This is a genomic window from Micromonospora sp. HK10, assembly GCF_000982955.1.
Taxonomy (GTDB): Bacteria; Actinomycetota; Actinomycetes; order Mycobacteriales; family Micromonosporaceae; genus Micromonospora.
The window spans coordinates 21543-48039 of sequence record NZ_KQ058649.1; the positions used below are offsets into that span (position 1 = coordinate 21543).

Consider the following 26497-nt stretch of genomic DNA (forward strand, 5'->3'; position numbering starts at 1 on the left):
ACCCTGCAAGGTGATGACTGTGCGGAAACTCCTCTACTCCGTCTACGAGCGCCGGCTGACGGCGAAGCTCGCGGGCAAGCCGGTGCCCCGGCACGTCGGCGTGATGTGCGACGGCAACCGCAGGTGGGCCCGGGAGATGGGCTTCGTCGATCCGAACGACGGCCACCGGATGGGTGCCGAGCGGATCAAGGAGCTGCTGCGCTGGTGCGACGCGGCCGGGGTCGGGCACGTGACCCTCTGGCTGCTGTCCACGGACAACCTGGCCCGGCCGGCCGCCGAGCTGGACCCGCTGCTCCAGATCATCGAGGACCTGAGCACCGAGCTGGCCAAGGAGGGCAACCCCTGGCGGCTGCGCATGGTGGGCGCGCTCGACGTGCTGCCGGCGCACCACGCCGCCGCGCTCAAGGCGGCCGAGGAGCGCACCCGGGGCCGCAGCGGCGGCGCTCAGGTCAACATCGCCGTCGGGTACGGCGGCCGGCGCGAGATCGCCGACGCGGTCCGTTCGCTGCTGCTGGAGCACGCGGCGGCCGGCGGCACGATCGAGGAGCTGGCCACCTCGATCGACGTCGACCACATTTCCGAGCACCTCTACACCAAGGGCCTGCCCGACCCGGATCTGATCATCCGGACCAGCGGGGAGCAGCGCCTCTCGGGCTTCATGCTCTGGCAGAGCGCCCACTCCGAGTTCTACTTCTGCGAACTCAACTGGCCCGACTTCCGCCGCGTGGACTTCCTCCGCGCGCTCCGCTCCTACGCCACCCGCCAGCGCCGCTTCGGCGCCTGACCCCGCCCCTCGCCGTCCACCCGGAGCGCGGGCGGGTCAGGGAAGGTGGGGGAGGGCGGCGGTGAGGAAGGCGCCGAGGGCGGCGGGGGAGTCGAGGGTGAGGTCGGCGGCGTCGGCGACCTCGTGGCCGGTCTCCGGGTTGGCGACGGCCACGCAGACGCCGATGAACTCCGGGTCGGCGGCGGCCCGGGCGCGCAGCGCGGCGAACGCCTTGATGTCGGAGACGTCGTCGCCGAAGTACCAGGCACCGCCGGCGTCCCGGATCACCTCGCCGATGACCATGCCCTTGTCCCGGTCGACCGGGGGCTTCAGCTCCAACACCATCCGCCCGGCCTGGCAGCGCAGACCGAGCCGCTCGGCGTTGGCCCGGCCCCACTCCTGCACCAGGTCGCCGAGGTGCGGGGCGGTCCGCCAGTGCAGGGCGACGGAGAGCCGCTTGAACTCGACCAGGGCGCCGGGCGGCAGTTCGGCGCGGGCCCGGTCGGCCAGCTCGGACATGGTGGGCACCCAGGGCAGCGCGGCGGGCTCGGTGACCGTCTCGCCACCGGAGTGGCTGTGCTCCAGGCCGTAGAGCCCGTACAGGTCGATGCCGTCGAGGCCGCCGAGCTGGTCGCGGAGGAACTCCACCGGGCGCGCGGAGACGATGGCGATCCGGCGTACCCGCGGGGCGAGCGCCGCCAGCGCGGTGAGCACCCGGGGAGCGGGCCGGACCGTGGTGGGATCGTCGTCGACCGGCGCGAGGGTGCCGTCGAAGTCGAAGAAGAGCACCACGTCCCGCGCGCGTGCCGCGGTGGCACGCCACGCGTGCTCGGCGTCCAACGGGGTCCTCGGCGGCTGGTTGCCCAGATTCAACGGCGGCACGCGCGTCAGCGTACCCCGCGCCGGGCGGGGTATTCGTGGCCGCGACGTGGCCGGCCAGGCGGTGGTCAGCGTTCGGCGGCTCCCCGTCCCCGGCGCCCGAACGGCACCACGGCCGCGTCCTGGCCGTGGCTGAGCAGGTAGCCCTCCACGAAGCCGGTGTTCCGGTCGCCGGTGTGTGCCTCGATCTCGTTGAGCCGCGCCACCAGGAACTCGGTGAGCGCGCTGACCCGGTCGTTGAGCCGGTCGTGCAGTTCGGCGACGACGGCGAGGACCACCGAGGTGCCGGCCGTGATGAGCGCGAAGAGGTTGACGACCAGGGGAAGCTGCCCGCCGTTCAGTACGCCGACCACCACGTTGCCGGTCACGCACGATGTCACCGACACCACCGCGACCACGACTGCCAACCATTTCAGGGTCATGGACAGACCCCTCCTTCTGTCCCGCAGGGCTGAGTTCGGCCTTGTCCCGTCCCCCCGCCGACGACGAGCCCCGAGCAGTACAAACAGGGACGCTAGCGCGTCCGATCCGGGCCCGGAGGGGATAGATCGGATCTGTCCGGGGGTTCTTTCGCCATTTGCGGAACTGCCTGGCGTGTCGACTACCCGGCCTGCCTGCCTCGTTTTCCGGAATCCGTCGGCAGGGTCGGCCGGTACGCGAGGTAGCGGATGGTCTCCCGGATGTGGAACTTCTCCGCGTCCGAGACCCGGGGGTCGACGAGCCGACGCAGCAGTGCCTCCACGTCCGGGTCCATCGGCGGCGGGGTGGGGCTGGCCTTGGGCGCGGTCGCCCGGTCCCAGCCCAGCGCGGCGAACGCGGCCGCCGGGTTGAGGCCGAGTCCCTCGCAGAAGGCGACCACCCGTTCCACCTCGGGGTCGCTGGCCCAGTCGCCGCGTACCCACCGGTTGATGGTCTGCCGGGAGACCCCGGTGCGCCGGGAGACCTCGGTGCCGCTCCAGGCTCGCATGGCGCGCGCGTCGTCCAGCGCGCGGCGGACGAAGGTGGCGAAGGCGATCTTCCGGGCGTTGGCCGTCTCGGTCACTCCGTGACGGTACGGCCCGGCCGGTCCGGCGGCGCGGCCCGGCACGCTGTTGTCACGCCGACGAGACGGAGGATCGAGATCGCCGGTAAACGATTGGGAGGTGCTCCTGAGGGGCGTCACCCGGGCAGAATAGATGGCCGCCAGTACGGCGGTAAACGGACGAAAAGCTGATACTGTCACGCTCATGAGACAACTTACGGTGTGTCACGTGCATGAGACGACGAGTGCTCACATGCGTCACTCCGCGAGTGCCGAGGGGGCCTCGTGACCGAACTCGCGACCCGCTCCCAGGCCTTCGGCCTGATCGCGGCCGGGGTGGCCGCCGGGTTGAGCGCACCCTGGCGCCTCTACCTGGCCCGGGGCTGCCGCTATCTGTCGCTCAGCGTCGGCGACCGGGACGAGTGGGATGCCTGGCGTAGCCACCTGGGCTGCCCCGAGCTGAGCGTCCGGGTCTACGACGCCGGCGGCGACATCCGCCGGACCTCGGTGGCCGAGGTGATCCTGGACGGGTGCCGGATCAGCGTCGAGCTGGTCGAGGAGGTCAGCACCGAGGACCTGGAGCGGCTGCTGGTCGTCGACCCGGCGACCGAACCGGAGGAGCGATGAACCGGCGGGCCGGCACCCGCGTGGGGGTGCCCCGATGAGCCCTTTCCTGGCCGTCCTCCTCGTCCTCGTGCTCGGCTCGACCTGCTACGCGGCGGGCCGGCTGCACGGGCAGCTCAGCTACCGGATCGGCTACCGGTTCGGCTACCGGCAGGGGTACTTCGACGGTGACCGGGGCGCCTGGAACCGGCGGCGCCGCGACGCGCAGGCCGCGATCGCCTCGGCGCTGGCCCGGTCCACCCCGGCATCGGTGTCCGCCCCGCCCAGCCGCGCCGCGGTCCCGTTCGCCGGCACCGCCGTACCGGCCGCGGTGACCGCGCGGCCCGCACCCGGTACGGCCCCGCGGGCCACCGCGACCGTGCAGCTCGGCGGGCTCGCCACCCGGCAGGGCACCACGTACACGGGCTCCTCGTTCAGCGCGACCGTGGGGGGCGGGCGGCAGACCGGGACCCTGGTACGCCGGCACGGCTGAGGCCGCCCGGACGCGGTGCGCCGTCCGCGGCGGACGCGCACCGTCTGGGCCACCGCCGACCGGTGACGGTGGTCCGACCGGCCGGGATGCGCGCAGGGGGCATGCATCCCGGCCGGCCTCGCGCCGCGGTCCACCTTCTGGGCCGACCCCATGAGTCGCACCGGCCGGCCTCGCGCCGTGGCGCGCCTTCCGGGCGACCGGTGAGTGACACCGGGCCGGCCCGTGCCGCGCTGGCCAGGTCGGGTTCACCCGGTCGGTGCGCCGCGCTGGGCGGACCACTAGCCGACGGGCCGCGCGGGCATTAGCGTCTAGACATGGCACGGGGCTTTCCCGGGCCAGCCGGACAGCCCGGACCTGCGACCTCGCGCACGGGGCCCGCATCCGACCCCGTGTCCACCGGGCACCGGACGAGGCGGAACTCGGGTGGCCGGGTGCCCATCCGCGGAGCAGGCCTGTGACCACTCGCCGTACCCCCGCCGGTGCCGACCAGACCCCGGCCGCGACCGCCACGACCCGCCGGACCACCCGCAGCCGCCGCTCCGCGGCGCTCGCGTCGGCCGGCCCCGAGGAGCCCCGACCAGCCGGCCCGGCCTTTGTCCTGGACACCTCGGTGCTGCTCTCCGACCCCGCGGCGTTCTACCGCTTCGCCGAACACGAGGTGGTGCTGCCGCTGGTGGTCATCTCGGAGTTGGAAGGCAAGCGGCACCATCCCGAGCTGGGCTGGTTCGCCCGGCAGTCCCTGCGCATGCTCGACGAGCTGCGGGTGCGGCACGGCCGGCTCGACCGGCCGGTGCCCGCCAACGACCAGGGTGGCACCCTCCGGGTCGAGTTGAACCACACCGACGACGGGGTGCTGCCGCCGGGGTTCCGCAACGAGTCGAACGACGCCCGCATCCTCTCCGTGGCGCTCAACCTGGCCGCCGAGGGGCGGGAGGTCACCCTGGTCAGCAAGGACATGCCGCTGCGGGTGAAGGCGGCCTCGGTGGGCCTGCGCGCGGACGAGTACCGGCACGGGCAGGCCAGCGACCCGACCTGGACCGGCATGGCGGAGCTGGAGCTGACCGAGGAGGAGATCGCCCGGCTCTACGCGGGCGAGACGCTGGACCTGGACGCCGCCGCCGGTCTGCCCTGCCACACCGGGCTGGTGCTGCACTCGGGTCGGGGCTCGGCGCTGGGCCGGGTGCTGCCGGACAAGACCGTCCGGCTGGTCCGGGGTGACCGGGAGGCGTTCGGGGTGCACGGCCGCTCGGCGGAGCAGCGGGTCGCGCTGGACCTGTTGCTGGACGAGTCGATCGGCATCGTGTCGCTGGGCGGCCGGGCCGGCACCGGCAAGTCGGCCCTGGCGCTCTGCGCCGGCCTGGAGGCGGTGATGGAACGCCGCCGCCACAAGAAGGTCATCGTCTTCCGCCCGCTCTACGCGGTTGGCGGTCAGGAACTGGGCTACCTGCCCGGCTCCGAGTCGGAGAAGATGTCCCCCTGGGCGCAGGCGGTCTTCGACACCCTCGGCTCGGTGGTGCACGAGAACGTGCTGGAGGAGGTCACCGCCCGCGGCCTGCTGGAGGTGCTGCCGCTGACCCACATCCGGGGCCGCAGCCTGCACGACGCCTTCGTCATCGTGGACGAGGCGCAGTCGCTGGAGCGGGGGGTGCTGCTCACCGTGCTGTCCCGGATCGGCCAGGGGTCCCGGGTGGTGCTCACCCACGACGTGGCGCAGCGGGACAATCTCCGGGTGGGGCGGCACGACGGGGTGACCGCCGTGATCGAGGCGCTGAAGGGGCATCCGCTCTTCGCGCACGTCACCCTCAGCCGTTCGGAGCGTTCACCGATCGCCGCAATGGTCACTGATCTGTTGGAGGACGGACCGCTTTGATCCGGGTTTTTGCCCGCTTTTGAGGGCATTCGCCTTGTGGTGCAGATCACAAATAAGGCCCAGCGTTTCCCATCAGCCTCACTGTGCGCAATGGTGTCCATCGAGCGTTTCCGACAACTCCAGTTCCGCGCGGCCACCCGTTGGCCGCATCGGGCTGGAGTTGTCGCACGTCCCGACCGGATCGTCGAGCATCGTTCGCCCGAGGCGGCGAAGAGCCACGAGCGGCGGGACGGCCGGCCAGGAGTTCGGGGCCGGGGGCGCTCGCGGCGTGCCGACGCGCGGCCATTGAGGCGGCCAGGCGTCCGCGCCGTGTCCTTGCCCCCGACGAAGGGACACTTCGTGAGTCGGCTGTGGAGCCGGTTCGGCGCCCGTACGGCCGCTGTCGCGCTGCTTTCCGTAGGCGTCGCCGGTGGCTTCTACCTGGGCGAAGACCGTCAGACCCAGCAGCAGGGCCTGACCGCGCAGGTCGGCCTCGAGGTCGATCAGGCGGAGTACACGTACCAGCGGGACCGGCAGGCCGACCACCGGTTGGTGTCGGCCAAGCAGCGGGCCGCCGAGTACCAGGCGAAGCTGCGGGCCGCCGCGGCGGCCAAGGAGGCCGCCGAGCGGGCCAAGGAGGCCGAGGCGGCCGCCGCGTCCCGCAAGAAGGAGCGCGAGGCCGCGACCAAGGCCGCCAAGCCGTACGACGGCCCGATCCCCGCCTCCTGCGAGGAGTTCAGTGGCAACCGGAAGGTCGGTTGCGCGATCATGCTCGACGAGGGCTTCGGCATCGACCAGTTCCCCTGTCTGGACAAGCTCTGGACCAAGGAGAGCGGCTGGAACCACAAGGCCTACAACGCGGGCTCCGGCGCGTACGGCATCCCGCAGGCGGTGCCGGGCAGCAAGATGGGCTCGGTCGCCGACGACTGGAAGACCAACCCGGCCACCCAGATCAAGTGGGGCCTCGGCTACATCGAGGGCCGGTACAACAACCCGTGCGGTGCCTGGCAGCACTCGCAGAACAAGGGCTGGTACTGATCGGACGCCCATCGGCGGCGGGCGGCGCGGATCTCCGTGCCGCCCGCCGCCGTCTCGTCCCGGTCGGCCGCGGTGCTCGGGTGGCGGTCGAGCCCGATTGCTGATAGCTGTTGGTACGTGACCTGGCGCGGTGGCCCCACGGGCGGCGATCCCCGACGGTTCGGCACCGAGGCGTTCTACGCCTCGCTGGGTCGGGCCTTCGTGGCGATGTGCGCGGTCGTGCCGGTCCTCTTCCTCATCGAGGCCCTCGACGTCGGCCTCCGCGCCGACCTGGACGTCACCGCCGGGATCATCCCGCGCCGGATCCAGGGGCTCGACGGAGTGATCTTCTCGCCGTTCCTGCACGCCGGCTGGAACCACCTCTACAGCAACAGCATCCCGCTGATCCTGCTCGGCACCTTCGTGCTGGCCGCCGGCACCCGCCGGTTCCTCTGGTCCACCATGGTGATCATCCTGGTCAGCGGCCTGGGAGTGTGGTTCACCGGCTCGCCGAACTCGGTGGTGGTCGGCGCGAGCGGGGTGATCTTCGGCTACCTCGGCATCCTGCTCACCCGTGGCGTGGTCGAGCGGAGCTGGTGGAACTTCGCGGTGGTGCTGCTGGTCGGCCTGCTCTACGGCTGGCAGTTGCTCGGCATCCTCCCGACCGACGAGCGCATCTCCTGGCAGGGGCACCTCTTCGGGTTCCTCGGCGGGATCGTCGCGGCGATCCTGTTCCGCCGCCGCCGGGACGAGCTGCCCGACCCGGCGCCGGTCGAGCCGTCCACCGTCACCCTCCCCTGATCGGACACCGACGCGGATCCGGGACGTGCTTGCCCGGTGACCCCCGGCCGCCTACCGTCGGATCAATACGCGTTGATCCGTAACCGAAAGTGACGGTACGCCATGCGCGAGGTCGATGTCGCCGTGATCGGGGCCGGTCCGGCCGGGCTCTTCGCCGCGTACTACGCCGGCTTCCGCGGGCTCTCCGTGGCCGTCGTCGACGCGCTGCCCGAGCCGGGCGGGCAGGTCACCGCCATGTACCCGGAGAAGCTCATCCTCGACGTCGCCGGCTTCCCGGCGGTCAAGGGGCGGGAACTGGTCGCGAACCTGGTCGCCCAGGCCGCGCCCTTCCAACCCGAATACCTGCTCGGGGTGCGTGCCGAGAAGCTGGCGTACCTCGACGGGCGGCCGGTGCTCGGCCTGGCCGGCGGAGACCAGTTGCACTGCGGCGCGGTGGTGGTGACCGGCGGGCTGGGCAGCTTCGCGCCGCGACCGCTGCCGGTGGCGGACAACTTCCTGGGCGCCGGGATCGTCTACTTCGTGCCGCAGCCGGCCGAGCTGGCCGACCGGGACGTGCTGATCGTGGGCGGGGGAGACTCCGCGTTCGACTGGGCGGTCACGCTGGCGCCGATCGCCCGGTCGGTCACCCTGGTGCACCGGCGGGAGAAGTTCCGGGCCCACGCCTCCACCGTGGCGCGGGTCCGCGCGCTGCCGGTGCGGGTGGTGGTCAATGCCGAGGTGACCCAGCTGTACGGGGAGGACCGGGTCACCGGCGCCGAGCTGACCGTACGCGGCGGGCCGGCGGAGACGCTCCCGGTGGACACCGTCGTGGCCGCGCTCGGCTTCACCGCCGACCTGGGGCCGCTGGCCGAGTGGGGGTTGAACCTGGACCGCCGGCACATCGTGGTGGACAGCGCGATGGCCACCAACCTGCCCCGGGTCTTCGCGGCCGGCGACATCACCGAGTACCCGGGCAAGGTCCGGCTGATCGCCACCGGCTTCGGCGAGGCCGCCACCGCGGTGAACAACGCGGCCGTGGCGATCGACCCGTCGGCGCACCTGTTCCCCGGTCACTCATCCGACGGCAGCTGAGCGGTTCCGGGCGCGGGCGGGCTAGGGGAGGCCGATGAGGTCGGCCAGCAGGGCGGTCTGGTGGTCGAAGTACTCGTCGCGGTGCGGCAGCATCCGGTTGATCCGGCCGAAGAGCTCGAAGCTGATCAGGCCGAAGAGCTGGGTCCAGCCGGCCATGCCCCGAGCCAGCAGCGCGGGGGGTAGCGCCATGTCGGTGGCGGCCGCGACCTCGGCCAGGTCGTCGCGGAGCGGCTCGGGTAGTTCCTCCTCGGGCGGGCGCAGCCGACCGCTGGCCAGCCCGTCGCGGAGGATGCCGACCAGGGCGAGCGGGGGGCGTGAGGCCGGCGCCACGGTGTCGTCCGGGGCGGCGTACCCGGGGACCGGGCTGCCGTAGAGCAGGGCGTACTCGGCGGGGTGGGCGAGCGCCCAGGCCCGGGCGGCCCGGCACGCCGCGTGCCAGCGCCCGCGCAGGTCGACCGGGTCGACCGCGGCATCGGCCGCCTCCACCGCGTCGCCGAGCGCCTGGTACGCGTCGAGGATCAGCGCGGTGAGCAGGTCGTCGCGGCTGGGGAAGTAGCGGTAGATGGCCGAGGAGACCATGCCCATGTCGCGGGCGACCGCGCGGAGCGAGAGGTTCGCGCCGTCGGTGGCCAGGTGACGCCGGGCCACCGCCTTGATCTCGTCGATCATTCCGGCGCGGACCCGGGCGCGGAGCGAGGGAGCGACCATGCCCCCCACTCTGCCATGACCGAGAGCGGCAATCAAAAGAGAGAGCACTGCTCTTGACGAGGCGACCCACCCTGGCGCATGCTCTATTGCGAGAGCGGTGCTCTCGGAACGTACCTCTGCTTCGAAAGGCGGCCTCTTCCATGGCCCTGCACGTGATCGTCGGCGCCGGACCCGTCGGCACCGCCACCGCCCGCCTCCTCGCCGACCTCGGCGAGCAGGTGCGGGTGGTCACCCGGCGCGGCACCGGACCCGAGCACCCGGCGATCGAGCGGGTCGCCGCCGACGCCGCCGACACCGGCCGGCTCACCGCGCTGACCGAGGGCGCCGCCGCGCTCTACAACTGCGCCAATCCGGCCTACCACCGGTGGCCCGTGGACTGGCCGCCGCTGGCCGCCGCGCTGCTCACCGCCGCGGAGCGGACCGGCGCGGTGCTCGCCACCGTCGGCAACCTCTACGGGTACGGGGCGGTCGACGGCCCGATGAGCGAGGCCACCCCGCTCGCCGCCACCGGCGTCAAGGGGCGGGTCCGCAACCGGATGTGGGCGGACGCGCTCGCCGCGCACCAGGCCGGCCGGGCCCGGATCACCGAGGTACGCGGCTCCGACTACCTGGGCGCCGGCGGCTCCTCGCTGCCGATGATGGTGCTGCCCCGGGTGCTCGCCGGTCGACCCGTGTTCCTGCCGGTCGACTGGGACGCCCCGCACACCTGGACCTACATCCCGGACGTCGCCCGCACCCTGGTCGCCGCCGCGACCGACGAGCGGGCCTGGGGCCGGGCCTGGCACGTGCCCAGTTCCCCGGCCGTACCGATGCGGGACCTGGCCACCCGCGCGGCGGCCCTGGTCGGCGCCCGGCCGCCCCGCCTGATCCGGATGCCATACCCGGTGCTCTGGCTCGCCGGGCTGGCCGACCCGACCGCCCGCGAGCTGCGGGAGACCGCCTACCAGTTCCGCCGGCCGTACCTGCTGGACGCCACCGCCGCCGAGCGGGACCTCGGCCTGGCGCCGACGCCGCTGGACGAGGCCCTGGCCGAGACCGTCGCCGGGCTGCGCCCGGTCACCGGCGCGGACTCGGCCCCAGCGCGGCGATGAGCACCGCGACCATGGTCAGCGCGGCGCCGAGCAGGGTGTCCAGGCCGGGGCGCGCGGCCGAGGTCGGGAGCAGCAGGTCGATCAGGACGGCACCGACGATCTGCCCCGCGATGGTGGCCAGGCCCAGCAGCAGCACCCCGGTGAAGCGGACGATGGCCGCGGCCAGCGCGATGAACACGATGCCGATCGGCCCGCCCAGATAGAGCCACGGCTCCGCCGGGAAGCCGCCGGCCGGGCGGCCCCGCACCGCCACCTCCACCGCGAACGTGGCCAGCAGCGCCGCCGTGCCGACGGCGAAGTTCACCAGCGTGGCGATCGCGGCGCTGCCGGCCGCCGCCCGCACCTGGCCGTTCACCGCCTGCTGCCAGGCGATGCCGACCCCGGCGGCCATCGGCAGCAGGGCCAGCGCCAGCGCGCCGGGATCACCCAGCCGGTCGCCCACCGCCAGCAGCACCGCCAGCACGGTGAGCACCGCGCCGACCAGCCGGTGCGCGGTGATCGGCTGCGGCCCGTTCGGTCCGAGGCCGGCCCGGTCCACCAGCAGGCTGCTGCCCGACTGCCCGGCCACCACGGCCACGGTGAACACGGCGACGCCGAGCGTGCCGATGGTGAGCCCCTGGGTGGCGACCAGGAAGGCGCCGCACAGGCCGCCCAGGCACTGCCAGGGCCGCAAAGAGCCGGCGCGCAGCGCCACCCGCAGGGCGGCCAGCCCCCGCCGGCCGCCCGGGGTGGCGGGAACCAGCACCAACAGGATCAGCAGGCCCAGGCCGAACGAGACCACCGCCGCGGCGATCCCGTCGGCCAGCCGTACCCCCAACTCGCCGTTGATCCGGGACTGGACGGCCACCGCGACGCCGGCGACGGTGGCCAGCCCGACGCCGGCGATCCGCCGGGCGGCCGGCAGCGTGGGCGGAGCCGCCGTCCCGGCCAGCGTCACTCCTGCTCGGCCAGCGGACGGCCGTCGAAGTCGACCGCCGAGTAGAGGGCCAGCTTCTCCAGCCGGTGGTACGAGTCGATCACCCGGATGGTGCCGCTCTTGGAACGCATCACGATCGACTGGGTGTACGCCCCGCCGGAGCGGTAGCGCACCCCGCGCAGCAGGTCGCCCGAGGTGACGCCGGTGGCCACGAAGAAGCAGTTGTCGCCGGTGACCAGGTCGTCGGTGAAGAGCACCCGGTCCAGGTCGTGCCCGGCGGCGATCGCCTTCTCCCGCTCCTCGGCGTCCTTGGGCCAGAGCTTGGCCTGCATCATCCCGCCCATGCACTTGAGCGCGCAGGCCGCGGTGATGCCCTCCGGCGTGCCGCCGATGCCCATCAGCACGTCGACGTCGGACTCGCCCCGGGCCGCCGCGATCGCACCGGCGATGTCGCCGTCGGAGATGAACCGGATGCCCGCCCCGGTCCGCCGGATCTGCTTGACCAGGTCGTCGTGGCGCGACCGGTCCAGCACACAGACCGTCACCTCGGCGGCGTCGGTGCCCTTGACCTTGGCGATCCGGCGGATGTTCTCGGCCACCCCGGCGTTGATGTCGACCACGTCGGCGTACATCGGGCCGACCGCGAGCTTCTCCATGTAGAAGACGGCGCTCGGGTCGAACATCGCGCCGCGCTCGGCGACCGCGAGCACCGCGAGGGCGTTCGGCATGCCCTTGCTCATCAGCGTGGTGCCGTCGATCGGGTCGACCGCCACGTCCACCTCGGGACCGGTCCCGTCGCCGACCTCCTCGCCGTTGAAGAGCATCGGGGCGTTGTCCTTCTCGCCCTCGCCGATCACCACGACCCCGCGCATCGGGATCGAGTTGATCAGCTTGCGCATGGCGTCGACGGCGGCTCCGTCGCCGCCCTCCTTGTCGCCCCGACCGACCCAGCGGCCGGCGGCCATCGCCGCGGCCTCGGTGACCCGGACAAGGTCGAGGGCGAGGTTACGGTCCAGATCCTGGGGGGTCCGCGTCCTGGTGATTGTCATGACGGCTTCCTCCTCGCGACGTTGCGGGGTGGACCGGCGGGATGCGGCCGTCGCCGCCGCCGGTTTTGTCGCTGATCCTCACACGATCTCAGGTTCCGCGTCGGAGCGGGGCGGAGGAGGCCAGGATCACGCCTCCCGGCGGGCTGCGAGAATGGTCGGGTGGAACCCGCACAGCCTGCCGACCGCGTACCGACCGACGCCACCCCGCCCGACGGCCAGCCGCCGGTCGGGCCCGCCGCCCCGGCCGGGGAGCCGGCGCTGGTCGAGTCGTCGACCGGTCCCGCACCGCTGGCCGAGGCCGGCGAGCCGGCCCTCGTCGAACCGGTCGACCGGCCGGCCGCGGGCGAAGCCGGCCCGCACCCCGCCGTCCCCGGCGACCAGCCCGCCCCGCCGGCCGGCAAGGAGAAGTCGCGCTCCGAGCGGTCGCCCCGGGACATGGCCCTGTCCCTGCTGGTGCTGCTGGTCCCCATCGTGCTGCTGCTCGCCTTCTACCGGGGCTTCCTGGGCGGGGACGAGCCGACCACCGTCGATGCCGCGCCCGCGATCGAGCAGGCCCGGGCGGCCGGCGCGTTCCCGGTCAGCGCGCCCGAAGGGCTGGCCTCCGACTGGCGTACGGTCAGCGCCCGCTACCGGACCGAACCCGGTGGCGCCACGCTGCGGATCGGCTACCTGACCCCGGAGGGTCGGGGCGCCCAGCTGGTGGAGAGCAACGTGCCGGCCGAGCAGTTGCTGCGCACCGAGCTGAAGGGCGGCCAGCCGCAGGGGCCGGCCGAGCTGCCCGGCGCGAGCTGGCAGCGGTACACCGCCCGGGACAACGAACAGGCCCTGGTCCTGCTCGAACCGAACCGCACCGTGCTCGTGATCGGTGACGCCCGCGAGGGCGAGCTGCGCCGGCTGGCCAGCGCGCTGCGCTGACCGGCCGGCATCCCGGCCGCCGTCGCCGAGGCCGACCGTCGACGGCCGTGCCAACCGGACAGGGATTGCCGAACACCACTTCAGGGAACAGAGGAGGCACGGACCCGTCGCCGCCTCTTCAGGCCGCACCGGGGCCGTACGCCGGAGCCGGCGTCAGGGCTGCGGCGAAACGCCTCCGGCACCTCGTGGGCCGGACGACCCACCTGGAGAGATGCACATGAAGATTCGACGGTTCAGCGCCGCCGCCTTCGCCGCGGCGCTGCTCATCCCCGGCGTCGCCGCCTGCAACGGCGACGGGACCGCCGGCGCGGGGGCCTCCGGCACCCCGAGCGCCTCGGGCAGCATCGCGCCGAGCGGCAGCGCGGGCACCGGCGACGCCAAGCAGGCGCTGCTCGACTCCACGAACGCGATCCGCGACGGGAACTTCCGGTTCACCATGTCCGGCGCCGGCTCCACGGCGGAGGGGCAGGTGCACGAGCCGAGCCAGAGCGCGGCGATGCGGATGACGATCGGCGACCCGTCGTCCGACCTGATGATGAAGCTGGACCTGATCCACTTCAAGCCGGACAGCTGGGTGAAGCTGGAACTCGGCGGGAAGGCCGCCAGCAGCGTTCCCGGCGTGCAGAAGCTCAATCTCGGCAAGTACCAGCACCTCGACCAGACCCGGATCAAGGGCAACCGGGCGCTCGGCTTCGACTTCGACAAGATCGACCCGGCCGGCAGCGCCGTGCTGACCCAGGGCATCACCGAGGTCCGGCAGGCCGGCGAGGGCGCGTACGAGGGCACCGTCGACGTGTCCAAGGCGGCCGAGGCCGGCTCGCTCGACCCGGCCGTGATCACCGCGCTCGGCACCCAGGCGCAGACCGTGCCGTTCACCGCCAAGGTGGACGGGCAGGGCCGGCTCAGTGAGCTGGTGCTGAAGCTCCCCGCCGCCGGGCAGAGCGCCGCGCAGGACGTCAAGATCACGTACTCGGACTACGGCAGCGCGGCCGCCGCGCAGAAGCCCCCGGCCGACCAGGTCGTCGAGGCGCCGGCCGAGTTCTACAACCTGTTCAACTGACCGAACGCATCGGTGGGGCGGCCCCGGCCGCCCCACCGGCGTGTCCGGGTCAATCCTCGGCGGCTCGGTCGCCGCGCCGGCGTGTCCGGTCGGTTCCCGGCGGTTTGGTCGCCAGGCCGGCGTGTCCGGTCGCCGGGCCGGCGGTCCGGTCAGTCCTCGGCGGGTTGCCGGGCGGCGTCGATGCGGGCGCGGGCACCGTCCAGCCAGCGCTGGCAGACGCCGGCGAGCCGCTCGCCCCGCTCCCAGAGGGCCAGCGACTCCTCCAGCGAGGTCCCGCCGGCCTCCAGCCGTTCGACCACCTGGGCCAGCTCGGCCCGCGCCTGCTCGTAGCTGAGCCGCTCGTCCGGCCCGGCGTCTCTCTGGTCGCTCATCGGGCCCATCCCATCACACCCCCGGCGCGGACCGCGGGCACGGGTCGCCGGGGTCGGACGGCGCGTCGCCGGAACCAGCGGGTCGGGACCGCGTCCCCGGGCCGGTCAGCTCCCGCCGTCCACCGTCGCGGCCAACTCGCCCTCGGCGAGGCGGACCCGCAGCGGGTCGCCCTTGGCCACCTCGGACGCCGCGCGGACCACGTGCCCGTCGGCGCGCTGGACGATCGCGTACCCCCGGTCGAGGGTCGCGGCGGGGGAGAGGGCGCGCAGCCGGGCCAGGGTGTGCCGCAGGTCGTCGCCGGCGGCGGCGAGCCGGTGGTCCAGGCACCGGCCGGCGCGGTCGCGCAGCGCGACCACCTCGGCGGCCCGCTGCTCGACCATCACCTGCGGGCGGGCCAGCACCGGACGGGAGCGCAGCAGGTCCAGCCGGTGCGACTCCCGGTCGACCAGGTTGCGGACCGCCCGCTCCAGCCGGGACCGGGCCTGGCCGATGAGGCGTACCTCCTCGGTGAGGTCGGGTACGACGCGCTTCGCCGCGTCGGTCGGCGTGGACGCGCGGACGTCGGCCACGTAGTCGAGCAGCGGCGTGTCCGTCTCGTGGCCGATCGCGCTGACCACCGGGGTACGACAGGCGAAGACCGCCCGGCAGAGCGCCTCGTCGGAGAAGGGCAGCAGGTCCTCGATGCCGCCGCCGCCCCGGGCGATGACGATCACGTCGACGGTGGGGTCGGCGTCGAGCACCTTGAGCGCCCCCACGATGTCGGGCACCGCGCTCGGGCCCTGCACCGCCACGTTGACCGTGCGGAACTCCACGGCGGGCCAACGCCGGCGCGCGTTGGTGAGCACGTCCCGCTCGGCGGCCGAGGCCCGCCCGGTGATCAGCCCGATCCGCTGCGGCAGGAACGGCGGGCGGCGCTTGCGGGACCGGTCGAAGAGTCCTTCCGCGGCGAGCAGCTTCTTGAGCTTCTCCAGCCGGGCCAGCAGCTCACCCAGCCCGACCTGGCGGATCTCGTCGGCGCGCAGGCTCAGCGTGCCACGGGCGGCGTAGAACTCGGGCTTGGCGTGCAGCACCACCCGGGCGCCCTCCCGCAGCTCGGGCGCGCCGGCGTCGAGGACGTCCCGGTTGGTGGTGACGGTCAGGCTCAGGTCGGCGGACGGGTCGCGCAGGGTGAGGAAGACGGTGCTGGCGCCCGGCCGGCGGCTGATCTGCGCGACCTGCCCGTCCACCCAGACCCACCCAAGCCGGGCGATCCACGCGCCGACCTTCTGGCTGACCACCCGGACCGGCCACGGCTCCTCGGACGTGCTCCGTCCGGCCTCGCTACCGCCCTGCCCCACCGCGCCCATCCGCCCACCCTAGTTCCCGCCGCACCGCCCACCCCGACACCACCTCCGCCCCACCCGTGTCGCCGCGAACGGGACGGCGGTGCGTTCCGGGACCGCGGCGCACCTGGTGATCAACCGGGTGGGGCGGGGACCGTCGACGCTCCGCGGCCGCTGCCGGCCGAAGAGCGGCCACGTACGATGGTCGGGTGACTGAGGCTGCGACCACTCCCCGGACCGGCAAGCGCGTGCTCCTGGCCAAGCCCCGCGGCTACTGCGCGGGGGTGGACCGGGCGGTGCAGACCGTCGAGGAGGCGTTGAAGCTCTACGGCGCCCCGATCTACGTGCGCAAGCAGATCGTGCACAACAAGCACGTGGTGCAGACCCTCGAGGCCCAGGGCGCGATCTTCGTGGAGGAGAACGAGGAGGTGCCGGAGGGCGCCACCGTCATCTTCTCCGCGCACGGCGTCGCCCCCGAGGTCTACGAGCAGGCCCGGGAGCGCTCGCTCAAGGCGATCGACGCGACCTGCCCGCTGGTCACCAAGGTCCACCAGGAGGCCCGCCGGTTCGCCGCCGAGGACTACGACATCCTGCTGATCGGCCACGAGGGGCACGAGGAGGTCATCGGCACCGCCGGTGAGGCGCCCGCGCACATCCAGCTCGTGGACGGGCCGGACGGCGTCGACGCGATCACCGTGCGTGACCCGGCGAAGGTCGTCTGGCTCTCCCAGACCACCCTCTCGGTCGACGAGACGCTGGAGACGGTGGCCCGGCTCAAGCAGCGGCTGCCGCTGCTCCAGTCCCCGCCCAGCGACGACATCTGCTACGCCACCTCCAACCGGCAGCACGTGGTCAAGGAGATCGCGCCGGACTGCGACGTGGTGATCGTCGTCGGCTCGCGTAACTCCTCCAACTCGGTCCGCCTGGTCGAGGTGGCCCTCGACGCCGGCGCCCGCGCCGGGCACCTGGTCGACTTCGCCCACGAGATCGACGACGCCTGGCTGGCCGACGCCCGCACCGTCGGGGTGACCTCGGGCGCCAGCGTGCCGGACGAGCTGGTCCAGCAGGTCCTCGCGCACCTGGCCGAGCGGGGCTTCACCGACGTCGACGAGATCACCACCGCCAACGAGCGGCTGACCTTCTCGCTGCCGCAGGAACTCAAGCGGGACATGAAGGCCGCCGCGCGCGGCTGACGGCCGGAACGGAACCGTCGGCCGGCACGTCGAACTCGGCATGAAGACTCCTCGGACGGTGCTGGTCGCCCTGCTCGCCGGCGTGGCGCTGAGCGCCTGTGCGGGTCCGGGCACCGAGCCCGCCACCCCCGCGACGACGGGAGCCACCCCGGTGACCAGCCAGCCCAGCCCGGACCCGAGCGCTGTCCCGAGCGACCCGACCCCGACCGGCAACGGCGGCCCGACGCCGACCGGCAAGGGCGGTCCCTCGGTGCCGCCTCCCGCCCGGGACACCCTGACCGGCGTGGTGGAGGCCGGGGTGGAGCCGAACTGCGTGCTGATCGGCGGCAACCTGCTCGTCGGTGGCCCGCGCGACGTGCTCCAGCCGGGCACCCGGGTCGTCGTGACCGGTCACCCGCAGCCCGGCCTGATGACCACCTGCCAACAGGGCACCCCGTTCGTCGTCGAGTCCGCCCGCCGGGCCTGAGCACGGCCCGGGCTGGGTCACGCCCCCGCCGGCGCGGTCCCGCCCCGACCGGCGGAGCCCCGCCCCCACGGGTGGGGACGGGGCTCCTGACGGGTCGGGCGGGCGGTCAGTTCACCGCGCCGACGGCCACCGAGCCGCGCCCGACGACCGCGCCCTCGACGGTGGTGACGGCCAGGTCACCGTAGAGTTCCCGGCCCGCCGCCGGGGCGGCCAGGGCGGTCACCGTGCCGGTCAGCGTGGCGGTGGCGCCGTTGGCCAGGAACACCGGGGCGCCGGGGGCGGCGAGGGCACCCAGCGCCGGCGACGAGAACGAGTCCCGGTAGTCGTACTCGGTGCCGCCGGCGGCCACCGCGTAGCCCTGCACGACCACCCGGTAGCTGCCGGCGACCGGATTGGCCAGGGTCACCGCCTCCTCCGAGTCGCCGTCGGCGGAACGGCCCACCTGGGTCGCGCCGCGGAAGACGTACAGGTCCAGGTCGGCACCGAGGTCGGAGGTGTTGCCAATCCGGGCGGTGAAGGAGGTCGTACCGGCCGGGACGTCCACCGTGTACTCCTGGCTGGTGCCCACGGTGATGCTCGGCCGCCCGCTGCGCACGCTGGCCAGCGGCCCGCCGACGCCACTGACCCGGACCGGGCCGAAGGTGTTGGTCAGGTCCCAGCTCACCTCGGTCGGGGTGCCGGCGGTCACCGACGGCAGCTCGACGACGGCCGGTTCGACCGCGACGCCCTGCACCCGCGCCTGGAGCTGGTACGGGTTGTCCAGGCTCGGGGAGGTACGCCGGGCCTCCACCTCGATCTCCCACACCCCGGCGATCGGGTTCGGGTAGTCCCGCTCCTGCGGCTTGCAGGCGGCCGCGTCGGAGAAGTTGGTGTAGCAGGCGGTGCTCGCGGTGCTGTCGACCGGCACGCCGTACGGGTTGATGGCGATGAACCGGGTCTGCGAGCCGGTGGCGATGCCGGAGAGGTTGACCTGGAGCGCGCCCGCGCCCTCCGGGACCGTCACGAAGTACGAGGTGAAGCTGTTGCGATCGACCGAACCCTCGGCGGTGAAGGCGTAGCCGGGCGCGGTGACCTGGGTCGGCACCACCACGACGGTGGAGACCTCAAAGTCGATCACCGACGTGGCCGGGTCGTCCACCGTCATGATCGCGCCGTGCGCGCCGGTGCTCAGCGGCTTGGCCTTGACCGCGACGGTGACCGTCCGGTTCAGCGGCAGCGCCACGGACTTCGGCGCCGAGAAGGTGCCGTCGTTGCCCCGGAACGCGATCTCGTGCCGGATGGTCCGGTCCGGGCCGCTGGTCCGGGTCAGCTTGACCTCGTAGGAGCGGTTCTCCTTGACCTGCTGGCCGCCCCGGCCGACGGCGCAGCGGTTGTAGACGCCGGTGCCCACGTTCGGGTTCTTCTCGAACTCGCCGCTGTCCGGGTTGTACGTCGCCAGGTTGGCCGACAGCTCGGTGCAGACCGGCGCGGCCGACGTGTAGCCGCGGGTCTGCACGCCCTTGGCGAGCAGGCCCCAGGCGCCCGGCACGTTGAGCATGCCGTAGCCCTGGCCGTACGTCGGCACATCCTTGATCGCCTTGGCCGAGCTGTAGAGGGCCCGGCGCAGCCCGGCCGGGGTGACCGCCTGGCCGGTGGCGCGGGCCGCCGAGAGCAGCAGCGCCGCGCCGCCGGTGACCTGCGGTGCGGCCATCGAGGTGCCGTTGAGCAGCTGGTATCCCGGGGGCAGCGGGTAGCCGGCCTCGGGGACCGGGTTGCCCGGCTGCCAGGTCGGCGCGGTGGAGATCGCCGAGCCCGGTGCGGTGATGTTCGGCTTGAAACCGCCGTCCTCCCGCGGGCCGCGCGAGGAGAAGTTGAACAGGGCGTTCTCGGTGCGTACCACCGAGCCGTAGTTGGCCAGCCAGGTGTCCCTGCTGACGTTCGCGGCCACGCTGACCACGTTGCTGGCCACCGACGGGTCGCCGACGGTGTTCAGCCCGGGGCCGGAGTTGCCGGCGGAGAGGATCAGCTGCACGCCGTACGTGGTGATCAGGGTGTTGTAGAGCTCGGCGTGGGCGTTGGCGCCGTCGTTCAGCGCGGGCAGGCCACCGATCGACAGGTTGACCACGTCGACCTTGCGGTTGACCACCAGGTCGACCATGCCGGTGGTGAGCGCCGCCGCGGTGCAGCCGCCGCCCCACGAGCAGGCCCGGGCGGAGACCAGCTTGGCGCCCGGGGCGGCGCCGTCGAAGGCGCTGTTGCCCAGCATGTCGTTGGCGGCGGTGATGCCGGCGACGTGGGTGCCGTGGGTGGCCTCGATGATGCCGATGTTCACGTAGTCGACGAGGCCGGGGCCGCCGGCCGGCGCGGTGTCGACGTCCTCGCGGTACTCCACGACGAACGGCATCTGGTCCCGGACCGGGGTGGCCGGGTTGTCCGTGCCGAAGTGGCCGACCTGGAACTTCTCCTTGTACGGCCGCATCACCTCGTCGTCGGTGAAGTCACGGTTCTGGTTGACGTCCACCCGGATGTCGTGGCTCACCGGGTCGTAGAGCACGCCCCAGGCGTCGGTGGTGTCGCCGTCGCGGTTCACGTCACCGGCCGGGTCGCTGCCGGCGGTGATGGACTCGCGGAACGTGTTGAACTTGAAGGTGCCCGCCGGCGCGGTCCAGGTGGTCGCGGCCGAACCGGCGCCGATGACGAACGACGGGCCGGTGACCTCGGTGGTCATCGGCCGCCAGGTGGAGTCCTCGAGCGGGTCGGTCGCGGTGACCCAGTCGACGATTTTGCGCTCGCCGGTGGTGGTCTGTTGCAGGGCCGGCTGGTCCAGGTCGATCCCGGAGTCCATGATGCCGATGGTCACGCCGCGCCCGTCCCAGGTCGGGTGCGCGGCCTTGAAGGCCTCCGCGCCGGTCTCGGCGGTCGGCATGTACGGGTTGATCGCACCGGTGCCCGCGCCCGGGCCGGCCAGGGTCTCCCCCTGCCGGGCGGCCTTCGCGCCGGACGGGGCGGTCTCGGGGGCCGGGTCGGGGCGCTTGATGGTCTCGTCGAGGTCGACGGCGGAGACGCCGGGCAGCGTGGCGGCCTTCAGCACCTTGCCGGTGGGCACCTTGGCCAGCAGGTAACCGACCTGGTCGTAGCGCTGGCTGACGGTGGCGCCGAGGCCCTCGAGGCCGGCGGCGACCGTACCCGTGGAGCCCCGCCGGGCGGCGATGATCAGGGTGACGGTCGGGGCGTGCTTGGCCTCCGCCTCGTCGAGGAGCTTGGCGTCGTGCGCGCCCAGCGCCTCGACCGCGGTCGGCGGCGAGACGTCAGGGGTGGCGGTCGGGGCGGTGCTCGCGGTCGCCGCGCCGCCGCCGACGGTCACGGCGCCGACGGCCAGGACCGAGGCGAAGAGAGCCGCGGAGGCGCGCCGGCTCCGGTTGCGGGGATGGCTCACGTTCTCTTCCTCCAGAGAACAGGGCCCTGCCGGGAACAGGGCACGTATGTCCGCGATCCTCTGGGGCACCCCGCCCGATGTCACTAGTCCAGGATGGATTTGTGACCGGTCCGTAACGCAGATCGACCATCGTCGTCACAGTCGGCACGTGGATCGTCGAGGGTCGCTGGCCGTTCGGACGATGTGGACGGGGCGTCGAGCAGCTCCGGCGCCTGTGGCTGCCGAGGAGTCAGCTCGACCTGCGCCGGGGCGGCCAGCTCCTGGTCGGAGACGCCCAGCTCGGCGAGCTTGCGGGCGCTCACCAGCACCCGCGCCTCCAGCGAGCCGACCGCCCGGTTGTACGCCGTGACCGCGCCGCCGAGCGAGGCACCGAGCTTGCCGACGTGCTCGCCCAGGGTGGACAGCCGCCCGTACAGCTCGCGGGCCAGCGAGTGCACGGTGGCCGCGTTGCGGGCCAGCGCCTCCTGCCGCCACGAGTACGCCACCGTGCGCAGCATCGCCACCAGGGTGGCCGGCGTGGCCAGCACCACGTTGCGGGCGAAGGCGTGCTCCAGCAGCGTCGGGTCGCGCTGGAGGGCCACGTCGAGAAACGGGTCGGCCGGCACGAAGAGCACCACGAACTCCGGGGTCTGATCGAAGGCCGCCCAGTAGGACTTGGCGGCCAGCCCGTCCACGTGCGCGCGCAGGTGCCGGGCGTGCGCGTCGAGCTGGGCGTCCCGTCCCCGCTCGTCGCGCGCCTCCATGGCGGTCAGGTACGCGTCGAACGGCGCCTTGGCGTCCACCACCACGGTGCGGCCGCCGTGCAGCCGGACCACCAGGTCGGGGCGGACCCCCTGGTGGTCCGTGGCGGCGGTGACCTGCTCGTTGAAGTCGCAGTGCTCCAGCATGCCGGCGGCCTCCACGATCCGCCGGAGCTGGTGCTCGCCCCACCGGCCGCGCACCTGCGGGGCCCGCAGCGCCGCGACGAGCTGCTTGGTCTCGGTGCGCAGCTCCCCGGAGACGCTGCTCATGGCGCGAACCTGCTCGCGCAGCTCGGCGTACGCGTCGACGCGGTCCCGCTCCAGCTCGGTGACCCGCTGCTCGTAGCGGCGGAGAGTGTCGTGCAGGGGCGCCACCGCCCGCGCCACCGCCTCCTGGGACTGGGCGGTCGCCTCGTAGCTGAGCGCCCGCATGGACTGCTCCAGCCGCCCCTCGCCCTCGCGGTTGGCGGCGAGGGTCGCCTCCAGCCGGGCGATCTCGGTCGCCGACCGGGCGCGGGCGGCCAGCCAGCCGACGGCGCCGCCCGCGCCGAGGCAGAGCACCACCACGGCCACCGTCGAGAAGCTCATGGCGAGAAGCTTGCCAAACGGATACGACGTGCGCCTGCTGGGTACGGTCGAGTCATGGAACTCGCCCTGTGGCTGGTCCTCATCCTGATGCTCGGAGGTGCGCTGGTGTTCTGGCGGTGGGGAAGCAGGTCCCGGCGGGCCACCGAGCTGGCCGACGCCCGCGCCGAGGCGCAGCGGTGGTACGAGCGGCTGGGCGGCCAGCTGATGAACCTGCACGGCGACGCCCCGGCCGTACGCCAGGCGCTGGCCGACGCCGGTGAGCGGTACAACGCCGCCGGTTCCCAGCTCGAGCAGGCCCGCACGCCGCACCAGTTCGCGCTGGCCCGGGAGACCGCGCTGGAAGGGCTGGCGTACATCCGGGCCGCGCGGACGGCGATGGGCATCGACCCAGGGCCGGAGCTGCCTCCGCTCGCGGCCGCCCGGGGCGCCGGCATGCTCACCAAGGAGCGCGAGGTCAACGTGCAGGGGCAGACCTACCGGGCCGGCCCTCAGCCGGGCAACCAGACGCCCTACTACTACCCCGGCGGCAACTGGCAGGGTCGGCGGGTGCCGGCCGGCTGGTACTCGACGCCCTGGTGGAAGACGGCGCTCGGCACCGGCGCCGGGGTGCTCGGTGGCCTGCTGATCGCCGACGCGCTCTTCTCGCCCGCCTTCGCCGACCCGGGCTACGGCTACGAGTCCGGCTACCAGGAGGGTTTCCAGGACGGCTACGGCGACGGCCAGGACTACGGCGACCAGGGCGGCAACGACGTCGGCGGCGACCAGTTCGCCGGCGACCAGGGCGACTACGGCGGCGGCGACTTCGGCGGCGGCGGGGACTTCGGCGGTGGCGACTTCGGCGGCTTCGGTGGCGGCGACTTCGGCGGCGGTGACTGGTGAGCCGAGTGGCGTGAGCGGCGGGCCGCTCGCGTGACCCCGCTCGCGCCGGTGGTGGGTGCGGCGGAGGCCGGGGCGCGGTGCCCCTGGCCGGCCAGTTAGAGGGCGCGGCGGAGGCCGGGCGTGGTGCCGTCAACCGGGCCCGTTGATCGCCGAAGGGCTGTCGCCGGACGGCGGGTACACCCATCACTTTCGACCGATATGCCTCCCCGGCATATTCATGACGGAGCGGCATATCGCTAGTGACCGATATGCCGCCGCCGGCGCGGACATCCACCCCATCCGCACCCAACCCGCCCCCTGCCCGCGCCTCGTTGACCAAGGAGTTTGCGTCAGGATGGCGCGGGCTTCCCGACGCAAACTCCTTGGTCAACAAGGCGGGGGTGGGGTGGGGTGGGGTGGGGAGAGGTGGGGTCAGCCGGTGTTGCGCATGCCGGCGGCGATGCCGTTGACCGTGGTGAGCAGGGCCCGTTCCAGGGCGGTGCCGTCGTTGGGGGCGCGCCGGCCGCCGGGTGCGGTGGCCACGGCCCGGCCCGCCGCGCCGGAGTCCCGGTACTGGGCAAGCAGCGCCACCTGGAGGTGGTGCAGCGGTTCCAGGTAGGTGTCGCGTACCGCCAGGGTGCGCTGGAGCACCGGCGAGTTCTCCAGCAGGGCCGGCGAGGCGGTGACCGCCAGCACCTCCTGCTTGGTCAGCTCGTACTCCTGCTCGATCTTGGCGAAGATCGGGTGCAGCTTCTTCGGGACCAGCGTCTCGACGTACCGGCGGGCGATGGACAGGTCCGTCTTGGTCAGCATCATCTCGACGTTCGACAGGAACGTGCGGAAGAAGTGCCAGTTCCGGTGCATCTCGGCGAGCACGTCCTCGAGCCCGGCCGCGCGGGCCGCGGCCAGGCCGGATCCGACGCCGAACCAGCCGGGCACGATCTGCCGGGTCTGCGTCCAGCCGAACACCCACGGGATGGCGCGCAGGCCGGACAGGCCGGCGCCGGTGTTCGGCCGCTTCGCCGGCCGGGAGCCGATGTTCAGCGCGCCGAGCAGCTCGGTCGGGGTCGACGCCCAGAAGTACGCCGCCAGGTCGGGATCCTCGACCAGGGACCGGTACGACCGGAACGCCGACTCGGACACCACGTCCATGGTGGCGTCCCAGCGCTCCAGCATCTCGGCCGGCTGCCGCGGCGCGGTGTGCAGCAGCGTGGCCTGGAGCACCGCGGCCATGGTCAGCTCCAGGTTCTCCCGGGCCAGCGCCGGCAACGTGTACTTGTCGGAGATGACCTCGCCCTGCTCGGTCACCTTGATCGCGCCGTCCAGGGTGCCGTACGGCTGGGCCAGGATGGCGTCGTGGGTGGGGCCGCCGCCCCGACCGACCGTGCCACCCCGGCCGTGGAAGAGCCGCAGGTGCACGCCGTGCCGGGCGGCCACGTCGCGCAGCGCCCGCTGGGCCCGGTGGATGGACCACTGGCTGGTGGTGATGCCGGCCTCCTTGTTGGAGTCGGAGTAGCCCAGCATCACCTCCTGCACGTCGCCCCGGGCCGCCACCAGCGCCCGGTAGGCCGGCAGCGACAGCAGCTCGTCGAGCAGCTCGCCGCCGGCGTTCAGCTCGGCCGGGGTCTCCAGCAGCGGCACGATGCCGATCCGGGCCCGGCCGCTGTGCACGTCGACCAGGCCGGCCTCGCGGGCCAGCACCACGGCCGCCAGCACGTCGTCGACACCGAGCGTCATCGAGATGATGTACGACTCGATGACCTCGGGACCGAACCGGTCCTGCGCCTCGCGGACCGCGGCGAACACGTCGAACGTCTTCTGCGCCGACTCGGTGAGCGGGGTGTCCTGGGTGGAGAGCGGCCGGCGGCCGGTCAGCTCGTCGGCGAGGAGCTTGGTGCGCTCCAGCCGGGTCAACGACGGGTAGTCGGGGACCTCGCCGACCGCGGCGTAGAGCTGGGCCAGCACCTCGTGGTGCTTCTCGGCGTGCTCCCGGACGTCCATGGTGGCCAGGTGCAGACCGAACGCGGAGACCGTACGGATGGTCGAGGCGAGCCGGCCGACCGCGGTGAGCTGGCCGGAGTTGCGGGCCAGCGAGGCGCGCAGCAGCTCCAGGTCGGCGATCAGCTCGGCCGAGCCACGGTAGTCCCGCCCCGGCACGTGCGCGGTGCCGCTGCGCAGCCGCTCCCGGGTGTTGGCCAGCTTCGCCTTCACGCACCGTGCCTTGAGCCGGTACGGCTCCTCGGCGTTGACCCGGCGGAACCGGGGCGCCACCTCGGGCAGCGCGTCCAGGTCGGCGGCGAGGCTGGCGGAGAGGTCCAGCGAGACCGCGCGCAGCCGCCGGGAGACGCTGACCTCGTTGATCAGCTCGTCCATCGCCCGCTCGGTGGCCTCGATGCCGTGCTCGTGCTGGATCCGCAGCACCTCCCGGGTGACCGCCGGGGTGACGAACGGGTTGCCGTCCCGGTCGCCGCCGATCCAGGTCCCGAAGGTCAGCGGGCGGGCCGTCGGCGAGGTCTCCACGCCCAGGGTGCGCAGCGTGTCGGCGAGGTCGTCGAGGACCTGCGGCGCGGCCTCGGCGTGCAGGTCGCGCAGGTAGTAGATGGCGTTGCGGGCCTCGTCGGTCGGGTCCGGCCGGTCCAACCGCAGCTCGTCGGTCTGCCACATCAGGTCGAGCAGCTCGGCCAGGCGCCGGTTGGCCGGCCCTTCGTCGCTGGCGCCGTAGAGGATGGCGTTCGCGGTCTCGGTGTCCAACTCGTCGGCGATCGCGCGCAGCTTGGACAGGATGGACCGGCGGGCCGCCTCGGTGGGGTGGGCGGTGAAGACCGGGCGTACCGCGAGCCGGCGGGCGGCGGCGGCGATCTCCTCGGCCGGCACGCCGCGTTCGGCGATCATCTTGGCCGCCTGGTCCAGCCAGCCGCCGTGCATGGCCCGGCGGCGGCGCAGGTCGCGGGCCCGGTGCACCTGCTCGGTGATGTTGGCCAGGTGGAAGTAGGTGGAGAAGGCCCGGGCCAGCTTGGTCCCGGTGGTCACGTCGAGACCGCCGAGGCGCTGCGCGGCGGCCGGCGGGTCGGAGCGGACCTGGGCGCGGATCTCCTCGACCAGGTCGAGCAGCGGGCGGCCCTCCTGCCGGGCGAGGGTCTGCCCGAGGAGCGTGCCGAGGCGGCGGATGTCGGCCCGCAGTGCGGCGTCCGGGCCGTCGTGGTCGTGCTGGTCGGTCACGGTGCGCTCCTTACGTGAGTACGAAGGACAGCGCTGTCCGACTCCCTGGATGGTATCCGTGCCGGGGCCGACCGGAGCAGGGGGATCG

At 73.4% G+C, this 26497-nt stretch carries 24 protein-coding genes; 13 read left to right on the forward strand and 11 right to left on the reverse strand.

Annotation, left to right across the window (positions count from 1 at the left end; translation table 11 throughout):
• Window positions 1-13: 13 nt before the first annotated feature.
• Entirely contained in the window at window positions 14-784 is a 771-nt protein-coding gene (locus LQ51_RS00115) for an isoprenyl transferase (RefSeq protein ID WP_046562516.1), read from the forward strand.
• A 36-nt stretch (window positions 785-820) separates the two neighbouring features.
• Here LQ51_RS00115 and otsB read toward each other — a convergent pair whose 3' ends face one another.
• The 3 genes from otsB to LQ51_RS00130 all read right to left on the reverse strand — a co-directional run bounded on the left by otsB (window position 821) and on the right by LQ51_RS00130 (window position 2684).
• The gene (gene otsB, locus LQ51_RS00120; RefSeq protein WP_046562517.1) at window positions 821-1645 is read right to left on the reverse strand and encodes a trehalose-phosphatase; all 825 of its coding nucleotides are present in this window, start codon (window positions 1643-1645) and stop codon (window positions 821-823) included.
• Between the two features lie 65 nt (window positions 1646-1710).
• On the reverse strand, window positions 1711-2064 hold the full coding sequence (locus LQ51_RS00125; protein ID WP_046562518.1) for a hypothetical protein: 354 nt from the start codon (window positions 2062-2064) through the stop codon (window positions 1711-1713).
• Window positions 2065-2243: 179 nt separating this feature from the next.
• A complete protein-coding gene (locus LQ51_RS00130) occupies window positions 2244-2684 on the reverse strand; it encodes a helix-turn-helix domain-containing protein (RefSeq protein WP_046562519.1) in 441 nt (146 codons plus the stop codon).
• A gap of 264 nt (window positions 2685-2948) precedes the next feature.
• On the opposite strand from LQ51_RS00130, the gene LQ51_RS00135 reads away from it, so the two are divergent.
• The 6 genes from LQ51_RS00135 to LQ51_RS00160 all read left to right on the forward strand — a co-directional run bounded on the left by LQ51_RS00135 (window position 2949) and on the right by LQ51_RS00160 (window position 8497).
• Entirely contained in the window at window positions 2949-3290 is a 342-nt protein-coding gene (locus LQ51_RS00135) for a hypothetical protein (protein ID WP_046562520.1), read from the forward strand.
• Window positions 3291-3324: 34 nt separating this feature from the next.
• Window positions 3325-3759, forward strand: a complete 435-nt coding sequence (locus LQ51_RS00140) for a hypothetical protein (protein WP_046562521.1) — start codon at window positions 3325-3327, stop codon at window positions 3757-3759.
• Window positions 3760-4213: 454 nt separating this feature from the next.
• Complete coding sequence (locus LQ51_RS00145; protein ID WP_046562522.1) at window positions 4214-5629, forward strand: PhoH family protein; 1416 nt, start codon at window positions 4214-4216, stop codon at window positions 5627-5629.
• A 339-nt stretch (window positions 5630-5968) separates the two neighbouring features.
• Window positions 5969-6646, forward strand: coding sequence for an aggregation-promoting factor C-terminal-like domain-containing protein (locus tag LQ51_RS00150; protein WP_046562523.1), 678 nt, complete (start codon window positions 5969-5971; stop codon window positions 6644-6646).
• A 117-nt stretch (window positions 6647-6763) separates the two neighbouring features.
• Complete coding sequence (locus tag LQ51_RS00155; RefSeq protein WP_046562524.1) at window positions 6764-7426, forward strand: rhomboid family intramembrane serine protease; 663 nt, start codon at window positions 6764-6766, stop codon at window positions 7424-7426.
• Between the two features lie 102 nt (window positions 7427-7528).
• Window positions 7529-8497: an NAD(P)/FAD-dependent oxidoreductase gene (locus LQ51_RS00160; protein ID WP_046562525.1), complete on the forward strand. Its 969-nt coding sequence runs from the start codon at window positions 7529-7531 to the stop codon at window positions 8495-8497.
• Between the two features lie 21 nt (window positions 8498-8518).
• On the opposite strand, the gene LQ51_RS00165 is transcribed toward LQ51_RS00160, so the two are convergent.
• Window positions 8519-9205 carry a TetR/AcrR family transcriptional regulator gene (locus LQ51_RS00165; RefSeq protein WP_046562526.1) on the reverse strand — a complete coding sequence of 229 codons (687 nt, stop codon included), beginning with the start codon at window positions 9203-9205 and terminating at the stop codon, window positions 8519-8521.
• Window positions 9206-9345: 140 nt separating this feature from the next.
• Between LQ51_RS00165 and LQ51_RS00170 the strand changes: the two genes are divergently transcribed.
• The gene (locus LQ51_RS00170; RefSeq protein ID WP_046562527.1) at window positions 9346-10296 is read left to right on the forward strand and encodes an NAD-dependent epimerase/dehydratase family protein; all 951 of its coding nucleotides are present in this window, start codon (window positions 9346-9348) and stop codon (window positions 10294-10296) included.
• Here the strand turns inward: LQ51_RS00170 and LQ51_RS00175 are convergent.
• Together LQ51_RS00175 and glpX are read right to left on the reverse strand one after the other, a co-directional pair.
• Complete coding sequence (locus tag LQ51_RS00175; RefSeq protein WP_046562528.1) at window positions 10262-11233, reverse strand: DMT family transporter; 972 nt, start codon at window positions 11231-11233, stop codon at window positions 10262-10264. The two genes, LQ51_RS00170 and LQ51_RS00175, sit on opposite strands and share 35 nt — an antisense overlap.
• Entirely contained in the window at window positions 11230-12261 is a 1032-nt protein-coding gene (gene glpX / locus LQ51_RS00180; RefSeq protein ID WP_046562529.1) for a class II fructose-bisphosphatase, read from the reverse strand. Before glpX ends, LQ51_RS00175 begins: the two co-directional genes overlap by 4 nt.
• Before the next feature lie 159 nt (window positions 12262-12420).
• Between glpX and LQ51_RS00185 the strand changes: the two genes are divergently transcribed.
• On the forward strand, window positions 12421-13176 hold the full coding sequence (locus LQ51_RS00185) for a DUF4245 domain-containing protein (protein WP_046562530.1): 756 nt from the start codon (window positions 12421-12423) through the stop codon (window positions 13174-13176).
• Window positions 13177-13393: 217 nt separating this feature from the next.
• A complete protein-coding gene (locus LQ51_RS00190; RefSeq protein WP_046562531.1) occupies window positions 13394-14236 on the forward strand; it encodes a hypothetical protein in 843 nt (280 codons plus the stop codon).
• Between the two features lie 149 nt (window positions 14237-14385).
• Here LQ51_RS00190 and LQ51_RS00195 read toward each other — a convergent pair whose 3' ends face one another.
• Together LQ51_RS00195 and xseA are read right to left on the reverse strand one after the other, a co-directional pair.
• Window positions 14386-14607 (reverse strand): exodeoxyribonuclease VII small subunit, encoded by a 222-nt coding sequence (locus LQ51_RS00195; protein WP_046562612.1) that lies wholly within the window; start codon window positions 14605-14607, stop codon window positions 14386-14388.
• A gap of 105 nt (window positions 14608-14712) precedes the next feature.
• Complete coding sequence (gene xseA / locus LQ51_RS00200) at window positions 14713-15954, reverse strand: exodeoxyribonuclease VII large subunit (RefSeq protein ID WP_197087480.1); 1242 nt, start codon at window positions 15952-15954, stop codon at window positions 14713-14715.
• A gap of 185 nt (window positions 15955-16139) precedes the next feature.
• Here xseA and LQ51_RS00205 point away from each other — a divergent pair, with 185 nt between their 5' ends.
• Entirely contained in the window at window positions 16140-17123 is a 984-nt protein-coding gene (locus LQ51_RS00205; RefSeq protein WP_046562532.1) for a 4-hydroxy-3-methylbut-2-enyl diphosphate reductase, read from the forward strand.
• A 40-nt stretch (window positions 17124-17163) separates the two neighbouring features.
• Window positions 17164-17589 carry a hypothetical protein gene (locus LQ51_RS00210; RefSeq protein WP_046562533.1) on the forward strand — a complete coding sequence of 142 codons (426 nt, stop codon included), beginning with the start codon at window positions 17164-17166 and terminating at the stop codon, window positions 17587-17589.
• A gap of 106 nt (window positions 17590-17695) precedes the next feature.
• On the opposite strand, the gene LQ51_RS00215 is transcribed toward LQ51_RS00210, so the two are convergent.
• Window positions 17696-21004 carry a S8 family serine peptidase gene (locus LQ51_RS00215; protein ID WP_046562534.1) on the reverse strand — a complete coding sequence of 1103 codons (3309 nt, stop codon included), beginning with the start codon at window positions 21002-21004 and terminating at the stop codon, window positions 17696-17698.
• 83 nt (window positions 21005-21087) lie between these two features.
• The gene (locus LQ51_RS00220; protein ID WP_046562535.1) at window positions 21088-22332 is read right to left on the reverse strand and encodes a DNA recombination protein RmuC; all 1245 of its coding nucleotides are present in this window, start codon (window positions 22330-22332) and stop codon (window positions 21088-21090) included.
• Window positions 22333-22386: 54 nt separating this feature from the next.
• Between LQ51_RS00220 and LQ51_RS00225 the strand changes: the two genes are divergently transcribed.
• Window positions 22387-23211: a hypothetical protein gene (locus LQ51_RS00225; RefSeq protein ID WP_046562536.1), complete on the forward strand. Its 825-nt coding sequence runs from the start codon at window positions 22387-22389 to the stop codon at window positions 23209-23211.
• 411 nt (window positions 23212-23622) lie between these two features.
• On the opposite strand, the gene ppc is transcribed toward LQ51_RS00225, so the two are convergent.
• Window positions 23623-26409, reverse strand: coding sequence for a phosphoenolpyruvate carboxylase (gene ppc, locus LQ51_RS00230; protein WP_046562537.1), 2787 nt, complete (start codon window positions 26407-26409; stop codon window positions 23623-23625).
• Window positions 26410-26497 lie beyond the last annotated feature (88 nt).